This window comes from Mesorhizobium sp. M0340, assembly GCF_040321535.1.
In the GTDB taxonomy this organism is placed as follows: domain Bacteria; phylum Pseudomonadota; class Alphaproteobacteria; order Rhizobiales; family Rhizobiaceae; genus Mesorhizobium.
The window spans coordinates 323,920-346,341 of record NZ_JAMYRR010000006.1 but is presented as its reverse complement, the minus strand read 5'-3'; the positions used below and the strand labels follow the sequence as shown (position 1 = coordinate 346,341).

At 62.7% G+C, this 22,422-nt stretch carries 19 protein-coding genes; 13 read left to right on the top strand and 6 right to left on the bottom strand.

The genetic code is table 11. The features are described 5' to 3' along the window. The first annotated feature begins 15 nt into the window (after positions 1-15). Positions 16-681 (top strand): hypothetical protein, encoded by a 666-nt coding sequence (locus tag NKI79_RS12360; RefSeq protein WP_254820173.1) that lies wholly within the window; start codon positions 16-18, stop codon positions 679-681. A gap of 140 nt (positions 682-821) precedes the next feature. Here the strand turns inward: NKI79_RS12360 and NKI79_RS12355 are convergent, their stop codons facing one another. Then, positions 822-1,601 (bottom strand): SDR family oxidoreductase, encoded by a 780-nt coding sequence (locus tag NKI79_RS12355; RefSeq protein ID WP_352736616.1) that lies wholly within the window; start codon positions 1,599-1,601, stop codon positions 822-824. Positions 1,602-1,721: 120 nt separating this feature from the next. On the opposite strand from NKI79_RS12355, the gene NKI79_RS12350 reads away from it, so the two are divergent. Both NKI79_RS12350 and NKI79_RS12345 read left to right on the top strand, forming a co-directional pair. Continuing rightward, complete coding sequence (locus NKI79_RS12350; protein ID WP_352507849.1) at positions 1,722-2,543, top strand: UDP-2,3-diacylglucosamine diphosphatase; 822 nt, start codon at positions 1,722-1,724, stop codon at positions 2,541-2,543. A 127-nt stretch (positions 2,544-2,670) separates the two neighbouring features. Beyond that, positions 2,671-3,888 (top strand): MFS transporter, encoded by a 1,218-nt coding sequence (locus NKI79_RS12345; protein WP_352478998.1) that lies wholly within the window; start codon positions 2,671-2,673, stop codon positions 3,886-3,888. On the opposite strand, the gene dgcA is transcribed toward NKI79_RS12345, so the two are convergent. Beyond that, positions 3,859-4,842: an N-acetyl-D-Glu racemase DgcA gene (gene dgcA, locus NKI79_RS12340; RefSeq protein ID WP_352801802.1), complete on the bottom strand. Its 984-nt coding sequence runs from the start codon at positions 4,840-4,842 to the stop codon at positions 3,859-3,861. The genes NKI79_RS12345 and dgcA overlap by 30 nt on opposite strands. Before the next feature lie 77 nt (positions 4,843-4,919). On the opposite strand from dgcA, the gene NKI79_RS12335 reads away from it, so the two are divergent. The 4 genes from NKI79_RS12335 (at position 4,920) to NKI79_RS12320 (ending at position 9,005) form a co-directional block, all read left to right on the top strand. Continuing rightward, entirely contained in the window at positions 4,920-6,104 is a 1,185-nt protein-coding gene (locus NKI79_RS12335) for an ABC transporter permease (RefSeq protein ID WP_352801800.1), read from the top strand. 1 nt (position 6,105) lies between these two features. Beyond that, entirely contained in the window at positions 6,106-6,924 is an 819-nt protein-coding gene (locus NKI79_RS12330; RefSeq protein WP_352801798.1) for an ABC transporter ATP-binding protein, read from the top strand. A gap of 13 nt (positions 6,925-6,937) precedes the next feature. Beyond that, entirely contained in the window at positions 6,938-8,311 is a 1,374-nt protein-coding gene (locus NKI79_RS12325; RefSeq protein ID WP_254820180.1) for an MlaD family protein, read from the top strand. A gap of 127 nt (positions 8,312-8,438) precedes the next feature. Next, on the top strand, positions 8,439-9,005 hold the full coding sequence (locus NKI79_RS12320; protein ID WP_254820181.1) for an ABC-type transport auxiliary lipoprotein family protein: 567 nt from the start codon (positions 8,439-8,441) through the stop codon (positions 9,003-9,005). Positions 9,006-9,110: 105 nt separating this feature from the next. Here the strand turns inward: NKI79_RS12320 and NKI79_RS12315 are convergent, their stop codons facing one another. Further along, positions 9,111-15,497: an apolipoprotein A-IV repeat region-like domain-containing protein gene (locus NKI79_RS12315; RefSeq protein ID WP_352801796.1), complete on the bottom strand. Its 6,387-nt coding sequence runs from the start codon at positions 15,495-15,497 to the stop codon at positions 9,111-9,113. 286 nt (positions 15,498-15,783) lie between these two features. On the opposite strand from NKI79_RS12315, the gene NKI79_RS12310 reads away from it, so the two are divergent. The 3 genes from NKI79_RS12310 (at position 15,784) to NKI79_RS12300 (ending at position 17,681) form a co-directional block, all read left to right on the top strand. Next, positions 15,784-16,152 carry an Hpt domain-containing protein gene (locus tag NKI79_RS12310; protein WP_254817406.1) on the top strand — a complete coding sequence of 123 codons (369 nt, stop codon included), beginning with the start codon at positions 15,784-15,786 and terminating at the stop codon, positions 16,150-16,152. A 97-nt stretch (positions 16,153-16,249) separates the two neighbouring features. Then, positions 16,250-16,570: a 2Fe-2S iron-sulfur cluster-binding protein gene (locus tag NKI79_RS12305; protein ID WP_254817397.1), complete on the top strand. Its 321-nt coding sequence runs from the start codon at positions 16,250-16,252 to the stop codon at positions 16,568-16,570. A gap of 82 nt (positions 16,571-16,652) precedes the next feature. Continuing rightward, positions 16,653-17,681, top strand: coding sequence for an NAD(P)/FAD-dependent oxidoreductase (locus NKI79_RS12300; protein ID WP_254817396.1), 1,029 nt, complete (start codon positions 16,653-16,655; stop codon positions 17,679-17,681). 27 nt (positions 17,682-17,708) lie between these two features. Here the strand turns inward: NKI79_RS12300 and NKI79_RS12295 are convergent, their stop codons facing one another. Together NKI79_RS12295 and NKI79_RS12290 are read right to left on the bottom strand one after the other, a co-directional pair. Next, positions 17,709-19,190, bottom strand: coding sequence for an MDR family MFS transporter (locus NKI79_RS12295; protein WP_352801793.1), 1,482 nt, complete (start codon positions 19,188-19,190; stop codon positions 17,709-17,711). Positions 19,191-19,416: 226 nt separating this feature from the next. Next, positions 19,417-20,034 (bottom strand): DUF922 domain-containing Zn-dependent protease, encoded by a 618-nt coding sequence (locus NKI79_RS12290; protein ID WP_352801791.1) that lies wholly within the window; start codon positions 20,032-20,034, stop codon positions 19,417-19,419. A 96-nt stretch (positions 20,035-20,130) separates the two neighbouring features. Here NKI79_RS12290 and folP point away from each other — a divergent pair, with 96 nt between their 5' ends. The 3 genes from folP to folK are packed head-to-tail and all read left to right on the top strand — an operon-like array spanning position 20,131 to position 21,835. Then, positions 20,131-20,976: a dihydropteroate synthase gene (gene folP, locus NKI79_RS12285; RefSeq protein WP_352801789.1), complete on the top strand. Its 846-nt coding sequence runs from the start codon at positions 20,131-20,133 to the stop codon at positions 20,974-20,976. A 3-nt stretch (positions 20,977-20,979) separates the two neighbouring features. Beyond that, positions 20,980-21,339, top strand: a complete 360-nt coding sequence (gene folB, locus NKI79_RS12280; protein WP_023674838.1) for a dihydroneopterin aldolase — start codon at positions 20,980-20,982, stop codon at positions 21,337-21,339. Continuing rightward, the gene (gene folK / locus NKI79_RS12275; protein ID WP_352507859.1) at positions 21,323-21,835 is read left to right on the top strand and encodes a 2-amino-4-hydroxy-6-hydroxymethyldihydropteridine diphosphokinase; all 513 of its coding nucleotides are present in this window, start codon (positions 21,323-21,325) and stop codon (positions 21,833-21,835) included. Before folB ends, folK begins: the two co-directional genes overlap by 17 nt. 24 nt (positions 21,836-21,859) lie before the next feature. Here folK and NKI79_RS12270 read toward each other — a convergent pair whose 3' ends face one another. Further along, positions 21,860-22,411 carry a DUF924 family protein gene (locus NKI79_RS12270; RefSeq protein WP_502909810.1) on the bottom strand — a complete coding sequence of 184 codons (552 nt, stop codon included), beginning with the start codon at positions 22,409-22,411 and terminating at the stop codon, positions 21,860-21,862. Between the last annotated feature and the right edge of the window lie 11 nt (positions 22,412-22,422).

Genomic DNA, 22,422 nt, shown 5'->3' with positions numbered 1-22,422 from the left:
CGGGTCAATGAAGCGATGAGCGAGTGGACGACGGCCGGTCTCTGGCTGGCCGTCGTCGCCAGCGGCATTTATCACGGCATCAATCCTGGCATGGGCTGGCCGTTGGCCGTTTCGGCCGGCCTTTTGGACAGACGTGCCGGCGAATTGTTTCGGGCGCTCGGCCTTTTGGCAATAGGCCACTTTGTGGCGATGATCGGTATCCTGCTGCCCTTCGGCGCGATGCTGACGCTCATCGTCTGGGAACGACAGATTCGCATCGCGGCGGGGTTGATTGTGATCGCAGCCGGGATCTATCTCCTGATCAACCGGCGCCACCCGCGTGTTCTTGCCCGTATCCCGCCGGCGCAATTGGCCTTGTGGTCTTTCGCGGCCGCCACCGCGCATGGCGCCGGGCTGATGCTGGTGCCGATTTATCTCGGCTTGTGCCAGGCAGGCGATCTCGATGTTGGACACCAGGCGGCTACCACGCTCATGGCCGGTAATCTGATCACCGCCACCACCGTCTCCGTGGTCCATACGGCCGCGATGATTGTAAGCGGCGGTGTTATCGCCATTGCCGTCTATCGATGGCTCGGACCCAAGTTCATCTCACAAAGCTGGTTCAATCTCGACACTGTGTGGGCCCTGAGCCTGATCCTGGTGGGCGGAATTGGGATCGCGAGTATCGGATTCGCTCGCTAGCTTGCATGAATTGGCAAAGGAATTCTCCCTTCTGCGAATGTCAGGAAGGTCAGATCGCATCATGCGGCGCTCGCACCCAACAACCGCAAAGGGTCGTTCGTCCGCCGTCCAGAGGGTAACCAAGCGTTTGGATTCTACCACTAGAACGCGCTGACGTAGAGGCCGCCGTCGACCGGTACGTTCTGCCCGGTCAGGTAGCCGGCATGGACCGAGCACAGGAAGGCGCAGATCTGGCCGAATTCCTCCGGCGTGCCGAGCCGTTTGGCCGGAACATTGGCTGCTGCTTGCGCCTTGCGCGCGGCAGCTGCCGCCGGATCCTCGACACTGCCGGGTTCATGCGGGCCGCGCAGCCGGTCGGTGTCGAGTTTTCCCGGCAGCATGTTGTTGATCGTCACATTGCGGTCGATCACCGTCCGCGCGACGCCGGCGAGGAACGAGGTGAGGCCGGCGCGGGCGCCGGACGACAGGTCGAGGCCGGGGATAGGCACATAGACGGACAGCGAGGTGATGTTGACGATGCGGCCGAAGCCGCGCGCCGCCATGCCGTCGATCACGGCCTGAACCAGTTCGACAGGGGTTACCATGTTCTGGGTGACGCCCTCGAGGATCTTTTCGCGGTCGAGCGCGCGGAAATCGCGAAACGGCGGACCGCCATTGTTGTTGACGAGGATGTCGGGATCGGGGCAGGCGGCAAGCAGCGCCTGCTGGACATCGGGTTTGGATATGTCGCCGACGATCTCGGTCACCTTGACGCCGAATTTCTCCCGCAGTTCAGCGGCGGTTTTGGCCAGCACGTCGGCGCTGCGGCCATTGACGACCAGATCGCAGCCTGCCTCCGCCAGTGCCATGGCGCAGCCGCGTCCCAAGCCTTTGCTCGAAGCGCAGACGATGGCCTTCTTGCCGCGAATGCCGAGATCCATGGTGATTTTCTCCTCTGATTGCCGTGGCAACCTATCCGGATGGCTGGACCAATCGCAACCGTCATACGGTTGTTGCATGAATCGGGGCATAGCCTCACGCGAAAGCAACGGTGACAAATGATGTCCGGCGCAGAGCCCCGCACTTTCCGCAGCATGTTCATCTCCGACGTCCATCTCGGATCGAAAGCGGCGAAGGCCGAGTTCCTGATCGATTTCCTGCGCCATCACGATGCCGATATCATCTATCTCGTCGGCGACATCGTCGACGGCTGGCGCTTGAGACGAAGCTGGCATTGGCCGCAGAGCCACAATGACGTCGTCCAGAAATTGCTGCGCAAGGCGCGCAAGGGCGCCAGCATCACCTATATCGCCGGCAATCACGACGAGTTCGCGCGCCAGTTCCAGGGCGTGCATTTCGGCGGCATTGTCGTCGCCGACCGCGCCATCCACGAGACCGCCGATGGCAAACGCCTTCTTGTCATTCATGGCGACCAGTTCGACACCGTCGTCCACAATGCGCGCTGGCTCGCCTATCTCGGCGACTACGCCTATGACGCGGCGATGCTGGTCAACCGCATCATCACGCGCCTGCGCCAGGTGCTCGGCCTGCCTTACTGGTCGTTCTCGTCCTGGGCCAAGGTCAAGGTCAAGAAGGCGGTGAATTTCATCGGCTCGTTCCAGACCGTGCTGACCGAGGAGGCGCGCCGCTCGCACGTCGACGGCGTGATCTGCGGGCATATCCACCATGCCGCGATCGAAAGCTACGAGGACGTGCAGTACATCAACACCGGCGACTGGGTGGAGAGCTGCACGGCGGTGGTCGAGCATTTTGACGGCCGGATGGAGATCCTGCACTGGGCGCATGTCCTGCCGGAGACTCCGGTCGGCGGCGAGGTGCTCGTGCCGATCGACATCAAGGGCAGGGCAGTCCAGGCGGCTTGACCAAAACCCGGCCGCCCTCGCTTCAATCGGTTAGTCCAGCGGTTTCATCGACTTTTTCGCCGTGTTATGCAGCGGCAGGTGTGGTGGGCCGACCCGGCTGAATGCCGTGCCGACGGATCGCCTGTCAATGTCCTCGCTGCCGCCGCTTTCGCCCGAACAGCTCGTCAAGCCACGCCATTTCGAACTGCGCATGAGCTTGATCTTCTTCACGCTCTTCGTGCCGCTCGGAACGCATGTGCCGTATTTTCCCCTGTGGCTGCAGGCCAAGGGGTTCCACGCCGAGCAGATAGCCGTGATCCTCGCCGCGCCGATGTTCCTGCGTGTGGCAACGACGCCTTTTCTTACCGCGCTGGCAGACAAAGCGAGCGACCGCGCTAATGTCTATGTTGCGCTGGTCGCCGCATCGCTGATCCTGTCCGCCGGCTACCTCCTGCCGCCGACCTACGCAATGGTACTTGCCGTATCCCTGGCGCTGACGGTCGTTTGGACGCCGCATTCGCCGATTGCCGATTCGCTCGCCCTTTCAGGCGTTCGCCGCTTCGGCTCGAACTACGCCGGCATGCGCAAATGGGGCTCGATCTCCTATCTCTGTGCTAATCTCGCCGGCGGTTTCATCTTGTCGGCGAGCGGTGCTCAGGCTGTCCCGGTGATCATCTTCGTGTCGTTATGCGCTGCGCTAGCCGCCGGGCTGATTGCGCCGCGCCTCGGCCGCCCGCGCCGCGCCTCGCCGCTTTCGGCTGCCGACATTCAGCAATCGGCGTCAAAACTCCTCAACCCGTATTTTCTTTATTTTTCGACCGGGGTCGGCGTCATCACCGCCAGCCACGCGTTTCTCTACGGCTTCGTGTCGATCTACTGGAAGTCGATCGGCATCAGCGATTCGGTTGTTGGGCTGCTGTGGGGGTGGGGCGTCGTCGCCGAGATATGCATGTTCGTCGTCTTCACCCGGGCTTTCGCCTCCTTCTCGGTCGTGTCGATCATGCTGATTGCCGGGACAGGCGCAATCGTGCGCTGGATCGCCTTCCCTTTGATCTGGCCGCTTGGGCTTGGCGTTGGCGGGTTTTTCGCGATCCAGACGCTGCACGCGGTTTCGGTGGCGCTGGTGCTAATTGGCCTGCAAAAGATGATCGGTGAGACCGTCGTGGAAGAACGCACCGGGGCGGCGCAAGGCATCGCCTACTTTTCCAACGGCTTCTTCATGGCGGTGGCGACGCTGATTTCCGGTCCTCTTTACGACCGCTTCGGCGCGAGCGGCTTCTTTGCTATGATCCCGATCGCTCTGACGGGCCTGGCGCTGATCGGGCTTGCGGCGCGTTCAGCCCCACAGCGCCGGCTCGGGCGGTGACACCAGCGACCCTCGATAGACGAGACCGGGAACGCGGTCGCGGGCTAGCAGCAACGGACCGTCGAGATCGACGAAATCGGCATCCTGCGCCAACAGAACGGCCGGCGCCATCGCAAGCGATGTGCCGACCATGCAGCCGACCATAACGCCAAGACCCAGTTCGCGGGCGCGGTCGCGAAGCACGAGCGCTGCGGTCAGGCCGCCGGATTTGTCGAGCTTGATGTTGATGGCGTCGTAGAGGCCGACAAGCGCTCCAATATCCTTCGCCTCGTGCACGCTTTCGTCGGCGCAGATCGGCACCGGATGCGCGATGTGGCGAAGAATACCGTCATGTCCCGCCGGCAGCGGCTGTTCGATCAAGGCGATACCTTGCGCAGCGGCAAAGGCGAGGTTTTCTACGATGTTATCGTTCGTCCAGCCTTCGTTGGCATCAAGAATGATTCGGCTGTCGGGTGCCGCCGCCGTCACTGCGCGGATGCGGGCGATGTCGTTGTCGCCGCCGATCTTGACCTTGAGCAGCGGGCGCTGGGCGTTGGCGCGGGCCAGCGCCGCCATCGCTTCCGGCTCGGCGAGCGACAATGTGTACGCCGTCTCAAGCGGTCGTAACGGAACGGTTCGTATCGTATGCGCCACCGGTGTTCCGCTGATCTTCGCTTCCAGGTCCCAGAGCGCGCAGTCGATGGCGTTGCGTGCCGCGCCGGCAGGCATGGCACCGAGCAGGGCGATGCGGCTGATGCCGTGCGCGATCTCACTGCGCATCGCCTCTATCGCGCCACGCACACCCTCAACGGTCTCGCCATAGCGCTTGTAAGGAACGCATTCGCCGCGCCCTGTACGGCCGTTTTCGGTGATGGCGCAGGAAATCACCTCCGCTTCGGTCTTCGAGCCGCGCGAAATGGTAAAGGTCCCGGCTATCGGAAAGCGCTCGGCCTCGACCGAAATGACACGCGCCATATTTTTCTGCTCCGGCTGTGCACAAGGAGGATGTCGGCAAATCGACAGCTCGGCCCCGTCAGGCTAAACAGGACGCCATGTTGACCATCCGCAAACGCGACGCAAGCGGCCCTGCCAAGGAGCCCGACCACCAGCCGCGCATCGCGATCGGCGAGGAGGGCGGCGTTCTTGGCTGCGCGTTCTCGGGAAGCTGGACGACACGCACCGTCGCCCTGGTCGATGCCGAGATGCGCAAGATGGAGAAGCGCAGCGGCTTCCAGACGCTGGCGCTCGATCTGTCGCAGATCGAGAAGATGGACACTGCCGGGGCGTGGCTGATCGATCGCCTGGTGAGCAGCTTCGAAAAGAAGGGCGTCGAGATCAAGATGCAGGGGCAAAGCGAGATTGCCTCGATCCTGCTTGGCGCCGTCGGCGATGCGGTTCGACGCGAGCCCGGATCCGGTCCGACAAAGCCGCCCAACTTCATCATTCGGGGGCTCGAGGCGGTAGGCCGTCGCGTCTATGAGATGCGCGACGATTTCCTGGCCGCAATGAACATCCTCGGCGCCACGATACGCGGCTCTCAGATGAAGCTTGGCCGTGGCCATGCCGTCAATATGGCGGCGATCTTCAACCAGATCGATCGCATGGGCGTCGGCGCCATACCGGTGGTGGTGCTGATGTCGGCCATCGTCGGTGCGATCGTTGCCCAGCAAGGCGCCTATCAGCTCAGTTATTTCGGCGCCGACATCTTCGTCGTCGACCTGGTCGGCGTGCTGATCCTGCGCGAGCTCGGCGTTTTGATGACGGCGATCATGATCGCCGGCCGCTCCGGTAGCGCGATCACCGCCGAGATCGGCTCGATGAAGATGCGCGAGGAGGTCGATGCGCTGAAGGTGATCGGTCTTAATCCAATCGGCGTGCTGGTGTTTCCGCGGCTGGTCGCGCTGGTCGTCGCGCTGCCTTGCCTGACGATCATCGCCAACTTTGCAGCACTGGGCGGCGGCATTTTGGCTGCGTGGCTCTACTCTGATATTGCACCGGCAGCGTTCATCGACCGGCTGCGTGTCGCAATCGACCTCAGCACGATCTTTGCGGGCCTGATCAAGGCGCCGTTCATGGCCATGATCATCGGCATAATCGCCTCGGTCGAGGGCATGAAAGTTGGCGGCAGCGCCGAATCGCTCGGCCAGCATGTGACCGCCTCAGTGGTGAAGTCGATCTTCGTGGTCATTATCCTCGACGGGCTTTTCGCCATGTTCTATGCAGCGATCGAGTTCTGAGATGGCGCTGCCGGGCACAAACACGACCAAGGTGGCGATGAAGGTCAAAGAAGACGAGATCGTGCTGTCGGCACACGACATCACCGTATCGTTCGCCGACCAGGTCGTTCTCGACAAATTGTCGCTCGATATCTGGCGCGGGGAGATTCTCGGCTTTGTTGGTGCCTCCGGTGCGGGCAAATCTGTTCTCTTGCGCACCATCCTTGGCTTGACGCGCAAGCAATCGGGAACAATCAAACTGTTCGGCGTCGACGTCGAGAAGGCAACCGAAAGGGAGCGCCTTCGCATCGACATGCGGCTTGGCGTGCTGTTCCAGCATGGCGCCCTTTTTTCGGCGCTGACGGTCCTCGAAAACGTTCAGGTGCCGATGCGTGAATATCTCGATTTGCCGAAAAAGCTGATGGACGAACTTGCCATGCTTAAGGTGGAGTTGGTCGGACTGCCGCCGGAGGCGGCGCAGAAATTCCCCTCCGAGCTCTCCGGCGGCATGATCAAGCGCGCCGCCTTGGCGCGCGCCCTGGCGCTCGATCCGGACATCGTTTTCCTCGACGAGCCGACGTCAGGCCTCGATCCAATTAGTGCGGCTGAATTCGACGAATTGGTCGTCAAGCTGCGCGATACGATGGATTTGACCGTGTATATGGTCACGCATGATCTCGACACGCTGTTTACCGCGTGCGACCGCGTGGCGGTGCTTGGCAACAAGAAAGTGCTGGTCGAGGGCACGATCGACGACATGCTCAGGAGCGAGGAACCCTGGGTAAAATCCTATTTCCGCGGAAAACGCGCCCGGCAACTTGATCTTGCGGCGCGCGCATAGCCATAAGTGAGCAATGGAAACCAGGGCCAACTACGTCATTGTCGGCATTTTCACGCTGGCCGCGATCCTCGCGGCTTTCGCTTTCGTCTATTGGACGGCGGCTATCGGCGAAAGGGGCGAGACGGCGGTGCTGCGCGTGCGCATTCCAGGCTCCGCTTCGGGGCTCGGCCGTGGCAGTTTCGTGCTGTTCAATGGCGTCAAAGTCGGCGACGTGCGCCGTGTCTATATCGACGTCGACAATCCGACTGCTGCTATCGCCGACACCGAAATAGACCGGAATACGCCTATCACCAAGTCTACGCAGGCCGATATCGGGCTTGCCGGCCTCACCGGCCAGGCCAACATCGAGCTCAAGGGCGCCGACCCCAAGGAGCCAAAACTCCTCGACGAGGCGGAAAAGGAAGGCCGCGTCGCCGAGATCGTTGCCAACCCGTCGGCGGTCACCAACCTGTTGCAGACGGCGCAGAACATCTTCACCCGGGCCGACAAGGTCCTTTCGGAGCTCGAAGGCTTCACCAAGGATGTTCGCGGGCCGCTGACGCAGACCGTCAACAATGTCCAGACCTTCTCCGATGCACTGGCCAGGAATGCGGACGGCGTCGACAAGTTCCTGGCCAGCGTCAGCTCGCTGGCGGACGAACTGAAGGGTGTTTCGGGCAAGCTCGACGGCACGCTGAAGGCGGCGGAAGGGCTACTCAACGCCGTCGACAAGGACCAGATCAAGAGCATCGTCGCCAATGTCGACACGGTCACCGCCAATCTCAAGGAAACCAGCAAGCAGTTCGACACGGTCATCAAGAACGTCGACACGGCGGTCGGCTCGATCAACGACTTCGCCCAGAAGACGCAAGGCACGCTGGCCAAGGTCGACGGCGTTCTCGACGGCATCGATCCGGCTGAGGTGCGCACCGCGCTGGCCAATATCCAGAAGGCCAGCGAAAACGCCAACGAGGCTGCCGCCGACATCGCCAAGGTGACCAACAAGTTCGCCAACCGAGCCGACGACATCGACGAAACCATCAAAGACGCGCACCAGCTCGCAGGACGCCTCAACGATGCCTCGGTGCGAGTCGACGGTATCCTTGCCAAGGTCGACAAACTGCTCGGCTCCGGCCAGGCCGACGGCGTCATGGCCGACGCCAGAGCGACGCTGAAATCGTTCAAGCAGGTCGCCGACACGCTGAACGCCCGTCTCGGTACCATTACCGACAATCTGGCGCGGTTCTCGGGACAAGGGCTGCAAAACGTCGAAGCGCTCGTCCAGGACAGCCGCCGTTCGATCAACCGCATCGAAGAGGCGGTAACCGATCTCAGCCGCAACCCACAAAGGATCTTGTCGGGCGGCGAGGGCGAGGTCCGGCAGTTCGACGGCAGGGTGCGCCGTTGACTTCGATCCCCGACCACCGCAAGAACATAGCTGGCAGATGCGCATTGTTTCCACGATCCGGGGGGGATCGCGTTTGAAGTCGATCAGTTCAGGCAGCATCACATCGGGTGGGTCTAAGGTCGGGGCGATGTTGCTGGCGCTTTCGCTTGCAAGCTGCGCGGCCTTACCGGGCGGCAGACCGGCGCCGCTGGATACGTTCGAGCTTTCGGCGCCGTCGCTGGAAGCGCGTGCCCACAGCCGTCGCCAGATACTCATCGCCCAGCCTTCGGCGCTCAAGGCGCTGGATAGCCAGAACATCGTCATCAAGCCATCACCGCGATCAATCCAGTATCTCAAGGGCGCGCAATGGGCCGACCGGCTGCCGATGATCGTACAGGCGCGGCTGGCCGAGACGTTCCAGCGCTCGGGCAGCTTCACCGGCGTCGGCAAGCCGGGCGAGGGGCTGGCGATCGACTATCAGGTGATCGTCGAGATCCGCTCGTTCGAGGTGCGTGTCGATGGCGGCGAACATGCCGAGGTCGAGCTGTTCGTGCGCCTGTTGAACGACCGCAACGGTGAAGTGCGCGCTTCGAAGACGTTTAGCGCCATCGCGCCCGTTTCGGGCAATGGCAACCAGGCCTATGTCGGCGCGCTCGATGCCGCGTTCGGCGATGCGGCCAGGCAAATCGTCCGCTGGACCGACACTGTGATCTGACGCGGCCGGAACTGCTGGCACGGCACTCTACAGCGCCAATGGAATTCAGTACGGCATGAAAAAGGCGGGAAATCCCGCCTTTTCGTTTATTCTCTATCGCCCGCTCTAGTGAAGGCGGCCGCTGGCGTGTGCCAGCATCGTGTAGACCTTGCCGGTATCCGAGGTCAGGTAGGTCTGTGCCATGATGTTGTCGCGGTCGTTGCGCGACACGTCCTTGAGCAGCTTTTCGAAATCGTCGCAGTAACGATCGACAGCAGCTCGGAACTCCGCCTCCGACTGATATTTGCGGCGGATCTCGTCGAACGTCTGCTGGCCCTTCAGCGTGTAAAGTCGGCGCGTGAAGACGTCGCGCTCGCCGCGCCGGTAGCGGTTCCAGAGCTCGATCGAGGCATCGTGATCGATGGCGCGCGCGATATCGACCGAGAGCGAGTTCAGCGATTCCACGACATGAAGCGGCGAACGCGCAGCGGGAGCAGGGCGCGGCGCTTCGGCGGGCACCGCCGGCTTGGCGTCGTCTTCGCGCGATGCACCGGTCAGGAGGTCGCGCACCCAGCCGCCTTGCGGCGTGCGGCCGTTGGGGTCGCGCTGGCGTGGCGCTTGGTCTGCGGGACGTTCGAGGTCGAGCGTGCCGCGCAGCGCCGCCTCGCCCGAAGGCGCCTGCGGGGGACGGCGCTGTTCTGGAGCCGGAGCCGGGCGACGTGGCGGCTCAGCGGCGCGTGCGGCAGGCGCTTGCGGCGCCGGACGCAGGTTGCGCTGTTCCGAACTGTCGGCGCTACGGCCAGATTTCGCAACGATTTCAGAAAGTTCCTTCAGCGCGTTGATCTGCTCTGAAACGGCACGGCGGATAGCCGTGGTCGATTCCTTTGCCTCTTCCGGCATCTCGATGACGCCTTTCTTGAGCTCGGCGCGGGTGAGGTCGAGCTCGCTCTTGATCGAGCCGGCGGTACGCCGCATCTCCTCCGTCGCATCGGCAAAGCGCTTGGTGGCCGAATCGACCACTTCGGAAATCGCGGTACGGATCTTGTCGGCGGATTCCAGCGTCTTGCCTTCGGCGTTCTGCAGCGTTTGGCCGACCAGATTCTCGAACGAGCGCATGACCCTTTCGAGATCTTCCGATTTCTTGACAAGGCCGACGGCGAGGTCCTCCAGCGACGATTGCCTTTCGAGCGTGTGCTCGAGATTGCTCTGGGCCGAGCTCAACAGGTCCGAGGCACTGGAAAGCAACCGGCTGTGCTCGTCGAACTTGGTGGCGATAGAAGCAACCTCGCGCAAGGTCGAGGACGACAGCTCGGTGAGCCGCGTCGTGTTCGAATCGACCAGGCGCGCCGAACTGGCGAAGGTCTGCGCGGTCTTTTCCGTGGTCGCCGCGAAGCTTTGCGTGCTCCCGGTCAGGCGTTCTTCAACCTGGCCGAGATTGCTCGCCGCCTGCTCGATCAATTGACCGAGCTGCGAGCTGGAGGTGGTCATGCGGCCGATGAGGTCGGCAACGCTGTCGGCAAGCGTCGAGCGCGCGCCTTCGACGGCCGACAGGGTTTCGGCCGTGCGGCTGGCGAGGGCGTCGACGAGGGCGGCGTTTTGAGTGCGCAGCTTCTCGGTCGCACGTTCTGTGACCTCCTCCATGCTCTTTTGCAGCTCGGAGCCGCCCTGGGCAAAGCGCTCGACCAGAGGCCGTGCCGTCTCGTCCAGGATTTTCGATATTTCAGCCGAACGTGCCGCAAGCATCGTATTGAGCTCGCGAGTATTGGCACCGATGGTCTTTGCAGCGTCATTGGTGCTCTGGCCGATATGCTGGCCGACCGCCGTGAAGGTTTCGGCGATCGTGTTGGCACGGGAGACCAACTGCGCCTCGGCGTTCGCGACCTGCTCGTTGAGCCTTTGGCCCATTGTCTCGGCGGAGTAGGCGAGGCGGTTCTCGACGCCGGCGACCTGCTCCTCGACGCGGGCCGCTGTGGCAGCCGCACTCGATGCCAGGCGTTCGTCGGCACCGGCAAGCACCTGCTCGATTTCACGGGCATGGACGGCGAGTTCCTGGCCAGTCTGCCTAGCGCGCTCGGCAACCCGCTGCTCGGTGCTGGTGAAGGCGCCGACAATGGTGTCGGCATGTTCGCCGATGGCGGTGCTGCTGTCGGCGATACGGGATACCAGGCGATGATCCGCCTCCTCGAAGATGCGGCCGATCTCGGACGCACGGGCCGAAAGTGCCTCGGAGCCTTCGGCAATGCGCGAAATAAGTTGCTGGTCGGCGGCGTCGAAAATGCGACCCAGATCCGACGCGCGTGCCGCGAGCGCTTCGGCGGATTCGCCGATGCGCATGCCCAGTCGCTCGTCGGCCGTTTCGAAATTGCGCAGGATGTCGCCGGCACGTGCCGCCAGCGACTGGGCCGTTTCGATGGCGCGAGAGACCAGCCTGTGGTCCGCCGCGTCGAAGGTGCCGGCAATCTCGCTTGCTCTGGCTGCCAGCTGATCGGCCGTTTCCTGGGCGCGCGCGAGCAGGGTGTTCGACGTGTCGTCGACGCGGGCAATCAATGCGCTCGACGTATCCTCGGCGCGCGCGGCAAGGCGACGGTCCGCCTCTTCAAAGGTGCGGGCGATGTCCTCCGCCCTGGCGAGCAGGGCAGCCGAGGTCTGTTCGGCGCGCTCGGCGATCTTACGGTCGGCATCGCTGAATGCCGCGCCCGCCTGCTCATGCAGCGCGCTCGTGACTTCCAGGACCTTCTCGCGCAGCGCCCCGGCGACGAAGACCGCGCTTTTTTCGAGCACACTGCGAACGTTGTCGACACCCGTCGACAGCGCCCGCTCCATGGTGCTGGCGCGCTCCTCGATGATGCCTGTCTGCCGGCTGAACGCCTGCTCGATCTTTTCTACGTCGGCAGCGATTGCATCGGAGATGTCGGTGCTCCTGGCGGCGATCTGGTCGATATGGCCGGACAGCGAACGGTCGACATCCTTGCGCGTTTCGGCGAGCCTGGAGAGATCGTCCTGCAATGCGCGGGTCAGCATGTCGCGGCCCTCGCTCAGCTTGCCGACATGACCGGCGACGATCTCGTCGACCTCGCTGCGGCTCATTGCAAGCCTCTCCAGGTCGGCTTCCAACGCGCGCCTGAGGATGTCGCGGCCTTCCGCCAGTTTCTCCACCTGGCCGGCAACCAGCCCATCGATGCTCGAACGGCTTTCGGCCAGCTTGGCGAGATCGTCCTCGAGCGCCTTCGACAGGGTCGAGCGGTCCTGGACGAGCTTCTCTGCGTGGGTTGCGACAAGGCTGTTGACGTTGCCGAGATCGGCTTCCAACGCACGCGAAAACTGCGCGCGATTATCGGTCAATAGCTGCGACTGATCGGCGATGGCGCCCCTGATCGTGTTGAGATCGGCCTCCAAGGCGCGCTTGAGGATATCGCGGCCTTCGGCCAGTTTCTCGACCTGGCCGGAAACCAGTCCGTCGATGCTCGAGCGGCTTTCGGCCAGCTTGGCAAGATCGTCTTCCAAGGCGCGCTTGAGGATGTCGCGACCCTCGGCCAGCTTCTCGACCTGGCCGGCGACCAACCCGTCGATGCTCGAACGGCTCTCTGCCAGCCTGGCAAGATCGTCCTCGAGCGCTTTCGAGAGGGCCGAACGCTCTTCGGTAAGCTTGTTCATATGTTCGGAGACGACGCCCCGCACGGTCTCGAGATCGGTCTCCAGTGCCCGCGACAGCTGACCACGGTCTTCCGCCAGCTTTTCGGACTGGCTGGCGATGACGCCCTTGACAGTGCTCAGATCGGCTTCGAGCGCACGCTTGAGGATGTCGCGGCCCTCTGCCAGCTTTTCGACCTGGCCGGCAACCATCACATCGATGCTCGAGCGGCTTTCGGCCAACTTGGCGAGATCGTCTTCGAGCGCCTTCGAAAGGGTCGAACGGTCTTCGGCAAGCTTGTTCATGTGATCGGAGACAACGCCCCGCACAGCCTCCAGGTCGCTCTCCAGCGCCCGTGACAACTGGCCACGGTCTTCCGCCAGCTTTTCAGACTGGCTGGCGATGACGCCCTTGATCGCGTTCAGGTCCGATTCGAGCGCGCGCTTGAGGATGTCGCGGCCTTCCGCCAGCTTCTCGACCTGGCCGGCAACCAGCCCATCGATGCTCGACCGGCTTTCGGCCAGCTTGGCAAGATCGTCCTCAAGCGTCTTCGAAAGCAGGCTGCGGTCATCGGCGAGCCTGCCAGAATGATCAGCGATCAGACTCCTGATGTCGGAGAGGTCGTTATCGAGTGACTGGGAAAGGCCGCTGCGGTCTTGCGCCAATTTCGCCGAATGCGCCTCGATGAGACCATTGATGCCGGCGATGTCGGCTTCGAGCGCACTGGCGAGTATGGCGCGACCCTCGGCGATCTTTTCGACCTGACCGGCGACGAGGCCGTCGATGGCGGCGCGACTCTCTGCCAACTTGCCGAGGTCGGCCTCGAGCGCGCGCGAAAGGATGCTGCGGCCTTCGGCGAGCTTGCCGACGTGCCCGGCAACCATTTCATCAATTATCGTACGAGCTTGCACGAGTTTTCCGGAGTCTTCGTTCAGGGCCTGGGCCAGCCTGTTGCGACCCTCTTCAAGGCTTTCGAGATGGCTGCCCAGTGAAGCGTCGATCGCTGCGCGCGATTCGTTGACCTTGCGCAGATCCTCCTCAAGGGCGCGCGAGATAAGGCTGCGGCCTTCGGCAAGCTTCTGCACCTGGTTGGCTACCGCTGCGTCGATTTCGGCGCGACCCTCGGCGAACTTCGCCAAATCGGCCTGCATTGCCGCCGCCATCCGGTCGCGGCTTTCGGAAAGCTTGCGGCTATGGTTTTCGACGGCTTCCTCTATGCCGGCGCGAGCATCGGCAAGCCGCTCGATGTCCGTGTCGAACGAACGCGATACGACATGGCGTGCCGCTTCCATGCGCCCGGCGAAATCGCCGGCGCGGGCTTCAAGCATGGTCGAGGTCGATGAAATGATGTCGGCCATGTCGGCACCGATCTGGGTCTTGCCCTGATCGATCATTGCCGACAGCGTCTCCTTGCTATCCTGGAAGGTGTGGGCGATTTCGCGCGCGCGCTCGACCAGCGTCTCGTTGATCTGGCGTGCGCGAGCCTCCAGCGCGGCATTGAGCTTCTGCGTGCCCGTGTCGAGCGCCTCGGCGCGGGTCTGGAACTCGCTGATCAGCGCCTGGCCACGTTCGGCAAGCGTCCGCTCGATGCCGTTGAGGCTGGCTTCGAATTCCGAATTGAGTGTGCGGGCGGCGCCGCCGAGCAGCGACACCATGCCACTTGTGCGGTCGTCGAGCAGGTCGGTCAGCGACCGCGTCAGGCCATCGGTGGTGTCCGTCAGCTTGGCGATGCGGGTGTCGAGCAGGCTGGCGAAGGCCTCGCCCGACGTCGACAGCCGATCGGTGATCGATTCGAGCCGGCCTTCCACCGAATCGAAAATCGACATCGAGCTTCCGTTGATCCTGTCGATCAGCGTGTCGCCGGATTCGTTGATCGTCATCGACAGCTTGGTCGAGGCGTTGAGAATGCTGTCGCGAATGATATCGCTGGCGGCGTTGATCTCGTCTTTCAGTGTCTCGTGGGCGCCGGTGATCGAGGCGCGCACGCGCTCGGCATGGGTGACGACTGCTTCGCGCTCGCTGCCTAGCCCATCGACCAGCGAGCGGATGCGGGACTCGTTCTCTGAATAGGAGCGCTCGATCTGGTTCACCTCGCTGTGAACCAGCGTTTCGAGCTCGACGGCACGCGCAAGCGTGCGTTCGATGCCTTCGCCCATGGCTGCCACCTCGCGGCGAACCGCTTGGCCGATCATCATGACGCGATCCTGGGCAAGATTTTCCGGCTCGGCCAGACGGAAGGCCACCTCGGTCATCGACTGCGCGGCAAGGCGCATCTCCTGAGCGCGGCGAATCATCACTGCGAATGCCCAGAACAGGATGACGGGCACGATTGCCGCGACCGCCAGGCCGATCAGCTCGGGACGGGCGAAAAACTGATCGAAGGTGCGGATGTTCCAGATGCCAGGTCCGAACAACAGGTTCGCAAGGCCGCCAGCGCCGGCGATCCAGGCCAGCGAAACGAAAGCCACGACCCAATAGATCGTGTTCGAGGCGCGCCGATTGAGGGTGTGCAGGAGCGTTTTATAGTCTTTTTGACGATCGTCGTTGGCCGGCGAGAAAGCTGCCGGCTGCGAGCCATTGCGCGTTGCGACAGGACGCAACTCAGCCGGCTTGGCCTTTGGCGCGGAATTTGCGTTCTGGCTTTGATTGGCGGCTTGTGCCGCGCTCTGGGTCTGGTCCGGCGCAGGCGGTTCGTTCTGGCTGCGACCTTCGCGCGCCAGCTCGTCGGCGGCTTGCGATATTTGCGCTTCCAGATCTTCCATGGATGCCGCCATGTCGAAGTCGCCGCCGGCATCGCCGCTCAGGTCGATATCGAGTGCCTTTTCGAGTTCTCTGGCTACGTCGCTGTCGAGCGTTCTTGTCGTCGTTGGTTTCTTCGCCATGCCTTCGCTACCCTGTACAAGCTGCGGCGGGACTTATGGTTCTGCTTATTGATTCTGCCTAGCGTGTCCCGCGCAGGAGGCTGAAAATGGACCCTGTCGTATCGTAATGACACAGCCGGGTAAAGAAAACATGCATTCCGCCCGATACGTAAAACTTTAAATATAAGGTTAACACAGCCGTGATTCCGGGGCCGTTATCGCGACATTTTTCCGGGCCAATCATTAACCCGTTGTCCACCGGATACGCCTAGTTTTTGCGGCGGTCGAAGAACGGAGTCTCAAAGTGATACGTGGCGAAAACGGCATTGCCTTCTCGATGCCCGGCGGCGATGTGTCGGGGACAGCCGGGGCGCGGCCGATCGACCTGGGGCATCTTGCGCGCCAGACGATGGGCGATCGGAGCCTCGAGCAGGAGGTGCTGGCTCTGTTCGTGCAGCAGGCGCTGTCGGTGCGCGACAAGATCGTCGATGCGGATGTCGGGCAGCGGCTGCTATTGGCACACGGGCTCAAAGGCTCGGCGCGCGGGGTCGGCGCCTTCGCCATCGCCGATTGCGCCAGTGCGATCGAATGCCGGCCCGAAGACGCCGGCACGCTGAAGCGGCTTGGCTCGCTGATCGAAGAAGTGCGCGACTTCGTCGCCGCCATCAGCCGATAGCACTTATTCCCGAAACGCCACACAGCGGCGCTTTGGCGCCACAGTTGACTTGTCCGGCAGAGTGATTATGTCGGCTCAGACTCCCTTCAGGTGACAAATGACCAAGCTGACCTTCATCGCCCATGACGGCACGCGTTTTGACGTGGATGCCGAAAACGGCTCGACCGTCATGGAAAATGCGATCCGCAATGCGGTGCCGGGAATAGAAGCGGAATGCGGCGGCGCCTGCGCCTGCGCGACCTGCCATGTTTATGTCGACGAAGCCTGGACGGCGGAGGTCGGCGAGCCGGAAGCCATGGAAGAGGACATGCTGGATTTCGCCTACGACGTCCAGCCGAATTCGCGGCTGTCATGCCAGATCAAGGTGCGCGACGCCCTCGACGGGCTGGTCGTGCGCGTGCCGGCCCGCCAGGGCTGAAGCCGATTTTTGCCGCTGCCGCTTGGCAGCGGACCAATGGTCATGCAGTGTCGCGCCGTTTTCCCATAAAGGCGCATGCTTCATGACCGCTATCATCAAGACAGACGTACTCATTGTCGGGGCAGGGCCTGTCGGCCTGTTTGCGGTATTCGAGCTCGGCCTCTTCGACATGAAGTGCCATCTGATCGACATACTCGACCGGCCCGGCGGGCAATGCGCCGAACTCTACCCGGAAAAGCCGATCTACGACATTCCGGGCTGGCCCTCGATCTCGGCGCAAGGTCTGGTCGACAAGCTGCTTGAGCAGATCGCGCCGTTCAAGCCCGAATTCACCTATAACCGCATGGTTTCGGGCCTGGAAAGACTGGAGGACGGCAGCTTCCGCGTCACTACCGACGAAAACGAGGTGTTCGAAGCCAAAATCGTCGTGATCGCCGCTGGCGGCGGCTCTTTCCAGCCGAAGCGGCCGCCGATTCCGGGCATCGAACCCTATGAAGGCAAGAGTGTGTTCTACTCGGTGCGCCGGATGGAGGACTTTCGCGGCCATGACCTCGTCATCGTCGGCGGCGGCGATTCGGCGCTCGACTGGACGCTGAATCTGCAGCCGGTGGCCAAGAGCGTGACACTGGTGCACCGGCGGCCCGAATTCCGTGCAGCGCCCGACAGCGTCAACAAGATGTATGCCATGCAGGAGATGAAGCAGCTGGAATTCCAGGTTGGACAGGTGACTGGCCTGACCGGTGCCGACGGCCAGCTCGCCTCCGCCATCATCAAGGGGCCGGAGGGCGATATCGAAGTACCGTGTACGCGGATGCTGCCATTCTTCGGCCTGACGATGAAGCTCGGCCCAATCGCCGAATGGGGCCTCAACCTTCACGAGAACCTGATCCCGGTCGACACCGAAAAATTCCAGACTTCGGTGCCTGGCATCTTCGCCGTCGGCGACATCAACTGGTATCCCGGCAAGTTGAAGCTGATCCTGTCGGGCTTCCATGAGGTCGCTTTGATGGCGCAAGCAGCCAAGCGCATCGTCAGCCCCGGCGAGCGCATTGTGTTCCAGTATACGACCTCGTCGACCAGCTTGCAGAAGAAGCTCGGCGTGGTCGACTGAACCTCGCTGCATTTTCGTCGGGCCGGTCTACTCCGCCAACGCTGGGGCCACAGCCTCGGCATGGCCGCGAAGCGTTTTTTCCGGCATCAACCAGAGCGTGATGAACGACAAGAGCAGGGTTGCGGCCGCGGCAAGGAAGATCATCACGAACGGCATGGCCGAGGCAACATGGCCGGCCGGCTGCGTGCCTTCGCTGGCCAGCGGCAGGCCGTAGCCGAGGGCGACGGCACCAAGCATGGCGACGCCAAGCGCACTGCCCAGCGAGCGGAGGAAGGTGAGAACGCCGGTCGCCACGCCAAGGTGCATACGATCGACGCCGTTCTGGACCGAGACAGTGGCAACCGGAAAGGTCGTGCCTGTGCCCAGGCCTACGCAGGTCGTCAACACCTCGAGGAGCAACAGTGAGGCATGCCCGGCTACCAGGCTGAGCACGCCGAGGCACAGGATCGAGAAAACCGTTCCGATCATGGCAATGCGTTTATAGTGGAAAAAGCGCGGGATCATTCGCGCGCTGAACGTCGCACCGGCCACCGTGCCGAGCATCAGCCCAAGCAACGCGGTGCCCGATTCGCTGACCGACAGGCCGACGACCGATTGCAGGTAGACCGGCAGATAGACCGACAAACCGACATTGGCGGCCTGCAGCAGGAACATCGACAGCGTGCCGGCGAGAACGATCGGATTGCCGAGCACTTCGAACGAGATCAGCGGTTCGGCCGCGCGCATCAGCCGCAGCGCGAACGCGCTCCAGAACACCGCTGAGCCGGCGAGCAGTCCAAGGATTTCGGGTGACAGCCAGGGATATTCGCTGCCGCCCCAGTTCAAGGCAAGCAGCAGCAGCGAGGTGGCCGCGACCAGAAGCAGCGCGCCGAGGCCGTCGATGCGGTGATGTTTTGCGACGATCGGCAGCTTCTTGAGCGGGTTGTTGATGATCGCCATCGCCAGCAGGCCGAGCGGAATGTTGATCCAGAAGATCAGCGACCAATGCAGATGTTCGGCGAAGGTGCCGCCGAGCAGCGGCCCGGCGATGCTGGCGACGGCCCAGGTGCCCGAGATCCAGGCGGCGTAGCGAGCCCGCTCGCGCGGCGGCACGAGGTCGCCGATCACGGTCTGCGTCAGGGCGAACAGCCCGCCGCCGCCTGCGCCCTGGATCGCCCGGCCGACAACCAGGACCAGCATGTTGGGGGCGGTGGCGCTGACCAGCGAGCCGGCGAGAAAGATCAGGATTGCAGCATAGACGGTCGGCCGGCGACCATAAATGTCGGAGATCTTGCCGTAGAGCGGCGCCACGGCGGTCGCGGTCAGAAGATAGCCCGTCACGATCCACGGCAGATACTCGGCATGCCCGAGCAGACGTGCCATCGTCGGCATCGCCGGCGCGACGATGGTCTGGTCGAGCGCTGCCAGCAGCATCGACAAAAGCACGCCGCCGATGATGGCGTTTTTCTCGGCTTCGGTCAGCGGCATGCTGGTTTCCACCATCGCTTGCTTGTCGATAGCCTGGTCCATATCCATTCATCCCATTACGCTTGGGTGCACGTCCGCGAGGCGCTGGAGTGCGTCGAGTGTACAGATTGGCCGTGTTCTCGTGCCTTTGAGATGAGCCCTGCGAACTCGATATATGTCGTTCGCTATACGCCGATTTCGACAGCGGCTCGAAAGTTTTTCGAAGCTGGCACCATGTTTCGGCAAAAATTGGCTTTGGTCCAAATTGGCTTTTCCGACGACGCGAAGTTCAGCCGGGAGCGAGCCGGCCGTTCTCGATGCGCTCGATGCGATAGTGCAAAAGCCGCAGGATACGGCTTTGGAAATTGACGCTTTCCACACGATCGAAGCGCATCTGCTCCTGGTCGTGCTTGGCGAGCATGGCCGCCGTTATTTTTGCGGCCTTGGCCTTGGCCAGTTCGCAGGTCTTTTCCGGGTAGCTCGCCTTCAAGGCGTCTTCGAGTTCGCGGCCATGGTTCTTGGCAATCTCGACGTGGCGTTCCTCATGGCGCTTGATGTCGGCGGACAACGTATCCCAGAACAGCCTGACGCCTGCATCGGCTTTCCGCGGGCGGCGCCACTGCGGAAGGATCACCTTGACCTTGACGATGACGACAGCGTCGGCAATCCAGCACGAGCCCGGCTTTTGCGCATAGCTGACGCGGGTGGTGAACGCCATCTGGGTAGCGCCTGGATGCCGCGACCCGGTGCTTTTCACCTGAGGCCCGAGTTTCGACAGCTGGGTCTCGATGTCGTCGAGCGTCCTGCCGCCGATCGGGAAATAACTATATGTCTTGACGAGAGTTGCAGCGCCGGCCGGGAATGCGGTCAGGGCGAGCATCAGGGCGCAAAGGAAGGATCGTTTCATCGTGTTGCCTCTTTGCCCACCTTGCTTTACCGCCGTCTCCGGCGCAACGGAATTGATCCCCGGCCACGCCGCGGGATCGGACATGGTTGATGGGCAATGATGACAGGGCGATGGCAGTTGGCCCACGGACGCCATCTCGACATTGGTGGCAAGGCCGTGGTCGTCGGCATCCTCAACATCACGCCGGACAGTTTTTCCGACGGCGGCCTGTTCGATGCGCCTGAAAAAGCAGTTGACCAGGCGCGCCGCATGGTCGGGGAGGGGGCCTCCGTCATCGACATCGGCGGAGAATCGACACGTCCCGGGGCGTCTGCGGTCTCCGCAAAGGAAGAGCAGGCTCGCATATTGCCGGTCATCGAGGCGCTCGCGACGTCTGGCGGAACGCTGATCTCGATCGATACCTATCGCGAGGAAACGGCCCGGCTCGCCGTCCAGGCCGGCGCACATATCGTCAATGACGTCTGGGGCCTGCAGCGCGAACCGGGCATTGCCCGCGTCGCGGCCGAAACCGGCGCCGGGCTTGTCATCATGCACACGGGACGGGATCGACAGAAACTGCCCGACGTGATTGCCGATCAGCTCTTCTTCCTCAGGAAGTCGCTGGAAATTGCGCGACGGAGCGGTGTTGCCGACGACCATATCGTGCTGGACCCGGGCTTCGGCTTCGCCAAGGAGACGGCCGCCGAAAATCTTGACCTGATGGCACGGTTTTCCGAGCTTCGTGCGCTGGGTTTTCCACTGATGGCCGGCACATCGCGAAAGCGCTTTATCGGCACCGTCACCGGCCGCGACGCGGGCGCAAGGGGCGCCGGAACCGCGGCCACCAGCGTCATCCTGAGGCTCAAAGGCGCGCATCTTTTTCGCGTCCACGATGTCGCAATCAACGTGGATGTGTTGGCCATTGCCGATGCTATGCTGGCGCGTGAGATCGGGGAAAGCTGAGCCATGTATGTCATCCGCATGAAAAACTGCGCCTTCTTCGCTCGGCACGGTGTGCTGGACGAAGAAGAGACGCTCGGCCAGCGCTTTTATGTCGATGCGGCACTCACGGTGGATCCCGGGCGGGCGCTGGTTGAGGATTCCATTGAGGACACCGTCAATTACGGCATCGCTTTTGCGGTCATCGAGAAGATCATTACAGGCGAGCGGCGCTTTCTGATCGAAGCGCTGGCGCTCGAAGTGGCGAGGGCGCTGACGGCGCGGTTTCCGCAGATAAAAAAGGCCGAGATCACCGTGCGCAAGCCGAATGCCCCGGTGCCGGGTGTGCTCGATCATGTCGAGGTGACCGTTGTCTGGCCAGAATAATACCGTCTATCTCAGTCTCGGCGGCAATCTCGGTGATCCGGCGAGGTCGATGGCTGCGGCACTGGGCATTTTGGATGCCGACGAGAGCACGCGCGTCGTTGCCGTTTCGTCGCTCTACCGCACGCCGCCTTGGGGCAAGCTCGATCAGCCGGATTTCCTCAATGCGGCGGCCGAAATCTGGACCGCGCTCGCACCGCGAGAGTTGCTGGACCTCTGCCTTGATGCCGAGCGAAAACTGAAGCGGGTGCGCGAGGAGCGCTGGGGGCCGCGCCTGATCGATATCGACATTCTGGTGTTCGGCGACCGCGTTATCCACGAGACCGGGCTGGAGGTGCCGCATCCGCGCATGCTGGAGCGCGCCTTCGTGCTGGCACCGCTGGCAGAAATTGCGCCGGAGCTCGTGGTCGACAGCAAGAGCGTGTCGGAGCGGCTGGCCGCAGTCGACACATCGGGCATTGAACGGCTGCCGTCAGGCCGGGATTGGTGGAAGGCCTGACGCTGCCGCCATCGGAGCCCGAAATCAGCCGGAAAACCCACCTCCGTCGAGGAACATTTGTTCGTCCGGTGTCGTCTCGCGGCCAAGCATCCTGTTTCGGTGCGGAAAACGGCCGAAGCGCTGGATGATGTCGCGATGCTCGATCGCATATTTCAGGTAGGACGGCGCCTTGGCGGCGGTAAGCTCCACCGATTTGAGCTGATCGGCGAGGTCCTCCGAATGCTCATAGGGCAGATAGAGAAAAACGCGGAGCTCTTCGTCGAGCGCCAGGTCATGGCCGGCAGCGATTGCCTTCCCGGCGAAATGCCGCGCCAGCGGGTCCGTGGCGTACATGTGGCCGGTGCCGCGAAAGCAGTTTCGCGGAAACTGGTCGAGGAGGATCATCAGTGCCAGCGAACCTTCGGCGTGTTCAGACCAGCCGTCGCATTCGCGGCCGGCGGCGGCGAAGTGCAGATCGAAAAACCGGGTGCGGAAGTCGGCATCAAAGGCGTCGTTCTTCTCGAACCATGCCTCCTCCCCGGCGTCGCGCCAGAATCTGGTGACGAAGAGAGCGCGCTCGTCCAGTTCGTTCATCATTCGCGTCATTC

Excerpts from the sequence above, each read along its gene's own strand:
- NKI79_RS12360 (WP_254820173.1), top strand. The coding sequence starts at position 16 with ATGAGCGAGTGGACGACGGCCGGTCTCTGGCTGGCCGTCGTCGCCAGC.
- NKI79_RS12355 (WP_352736616.1), bottom strand. The coding sequence starts at position 1,601 with ATGGATCTCGGCATTCGCGGCAAGAAGGCCATCGTCTGCGCTTCGAGC.
- NKI79_RS12350 (WP_352507849.1), top strand. The coding sequence starts at position 1,722 with ATGTCCGGCGCAGAGCCCCGCACTTTCCGCAGCATGTTCATCTCCGAC.
- NKI79_RS12345 (WP_352478998.1), top strand. The coding sequence starts at position 2,671 with ATGTCCTCGCTGCCGCCGCTTTCGCCCGAACAGCTCGTCAAGCCACGC.
- dgcA (WP_352801802.1), bottom strand. The coding sequence starts at position 4,842 with ATGGCGCGTGTCATTTCGGTCGAGGCCGAGCGCTTTCCGATAGCCGGG.
- NKI79_RS12335 (WP_352801800.1), top strand. The coding sequence starts at position 4,920 with ATGTTGACCATCCGCAAACGCGACGCAAGCGGCCCTGCCAAGGAGCCC.
- NKI79_RS12330 (WP_352801798.1), top strand. The coding sequence starts at position 6,106 with ATGGCGCTGCCGGGCACAAACACGACCAAGGTGGCGATGAAGGTCAAA.
- NKI79_RS12325 (WP_254820180.1), top strand. The coding sequence starts at position 6,938 with ATGGAAACCAGGGCCAACTACGTCATTGTCGGCATTTTCACGCTGGCC.
- NKI79_RS12320 (WP_254820181.1), top strand. The coding sequence starts at position 8,439 with ATGTTGCTGGCGCTTTCGCTTGCAAGCTGCGCGGCCTTACCGGGCGGC.
- NKI79_RS12315 (WP_352801796.1), bottom strand. The coding sequence starts at position 15,497 with ATGGCGAAGAAACCAACGACGACAAGAACGCTCGACAGCGACGTAGCC.
- NKI79_RS12305 (WP_254817397.1), top strand. The coding sequence starts at position 16,250 with ATGACCAAGCTGACCTTCATCGCCCATGACGGCACGCGTTTTGACGTG.
- NKI79_RS12300 (WP_254817396.1), top strand. The coding sequence starts at position 16,653 with ATGACCGCTATCATCAAGACAGACGTACTCATTGTCGGGGCAGGGCCT.
- NKI79_RS12295 (WP_352801793.1), bottom strand. The coding sequence starts at position 19,190 with ATGGACCAGGCTATCGACAAGCAAGCGATGGTGGAAACCAGCATGCCG.
- NKI79_RS12290 (WP_352801791.1), bottom strand. The coding sequence starts at position 20,034 with ATGAAACGATCCTTCCTTTGCGCCCTGATGCTCGCCCTGACCGCATTC.
- folP (WP_352801789.1), top strand. The coding sequence starts at position 20,131 with ATGATGACAGGGCGATGGCAGTTGGCCCACGGACGCCATCTCGACATT.
- folB (WP_023674838.1), top strand. The coding sequence starts at position 20,980 with ATGTATGTCATCCGCATGAAAAACTGCGCCTTCTTCGCTCGGCACGGT.
- NKI79_RS12270 (WP_502909810.1), bottom strand. The coding sequence starts at position 22,411 with ATGATGAACGAACTGGACGAGCGCGCTCTCTTCGTCACCAGATTCTGG.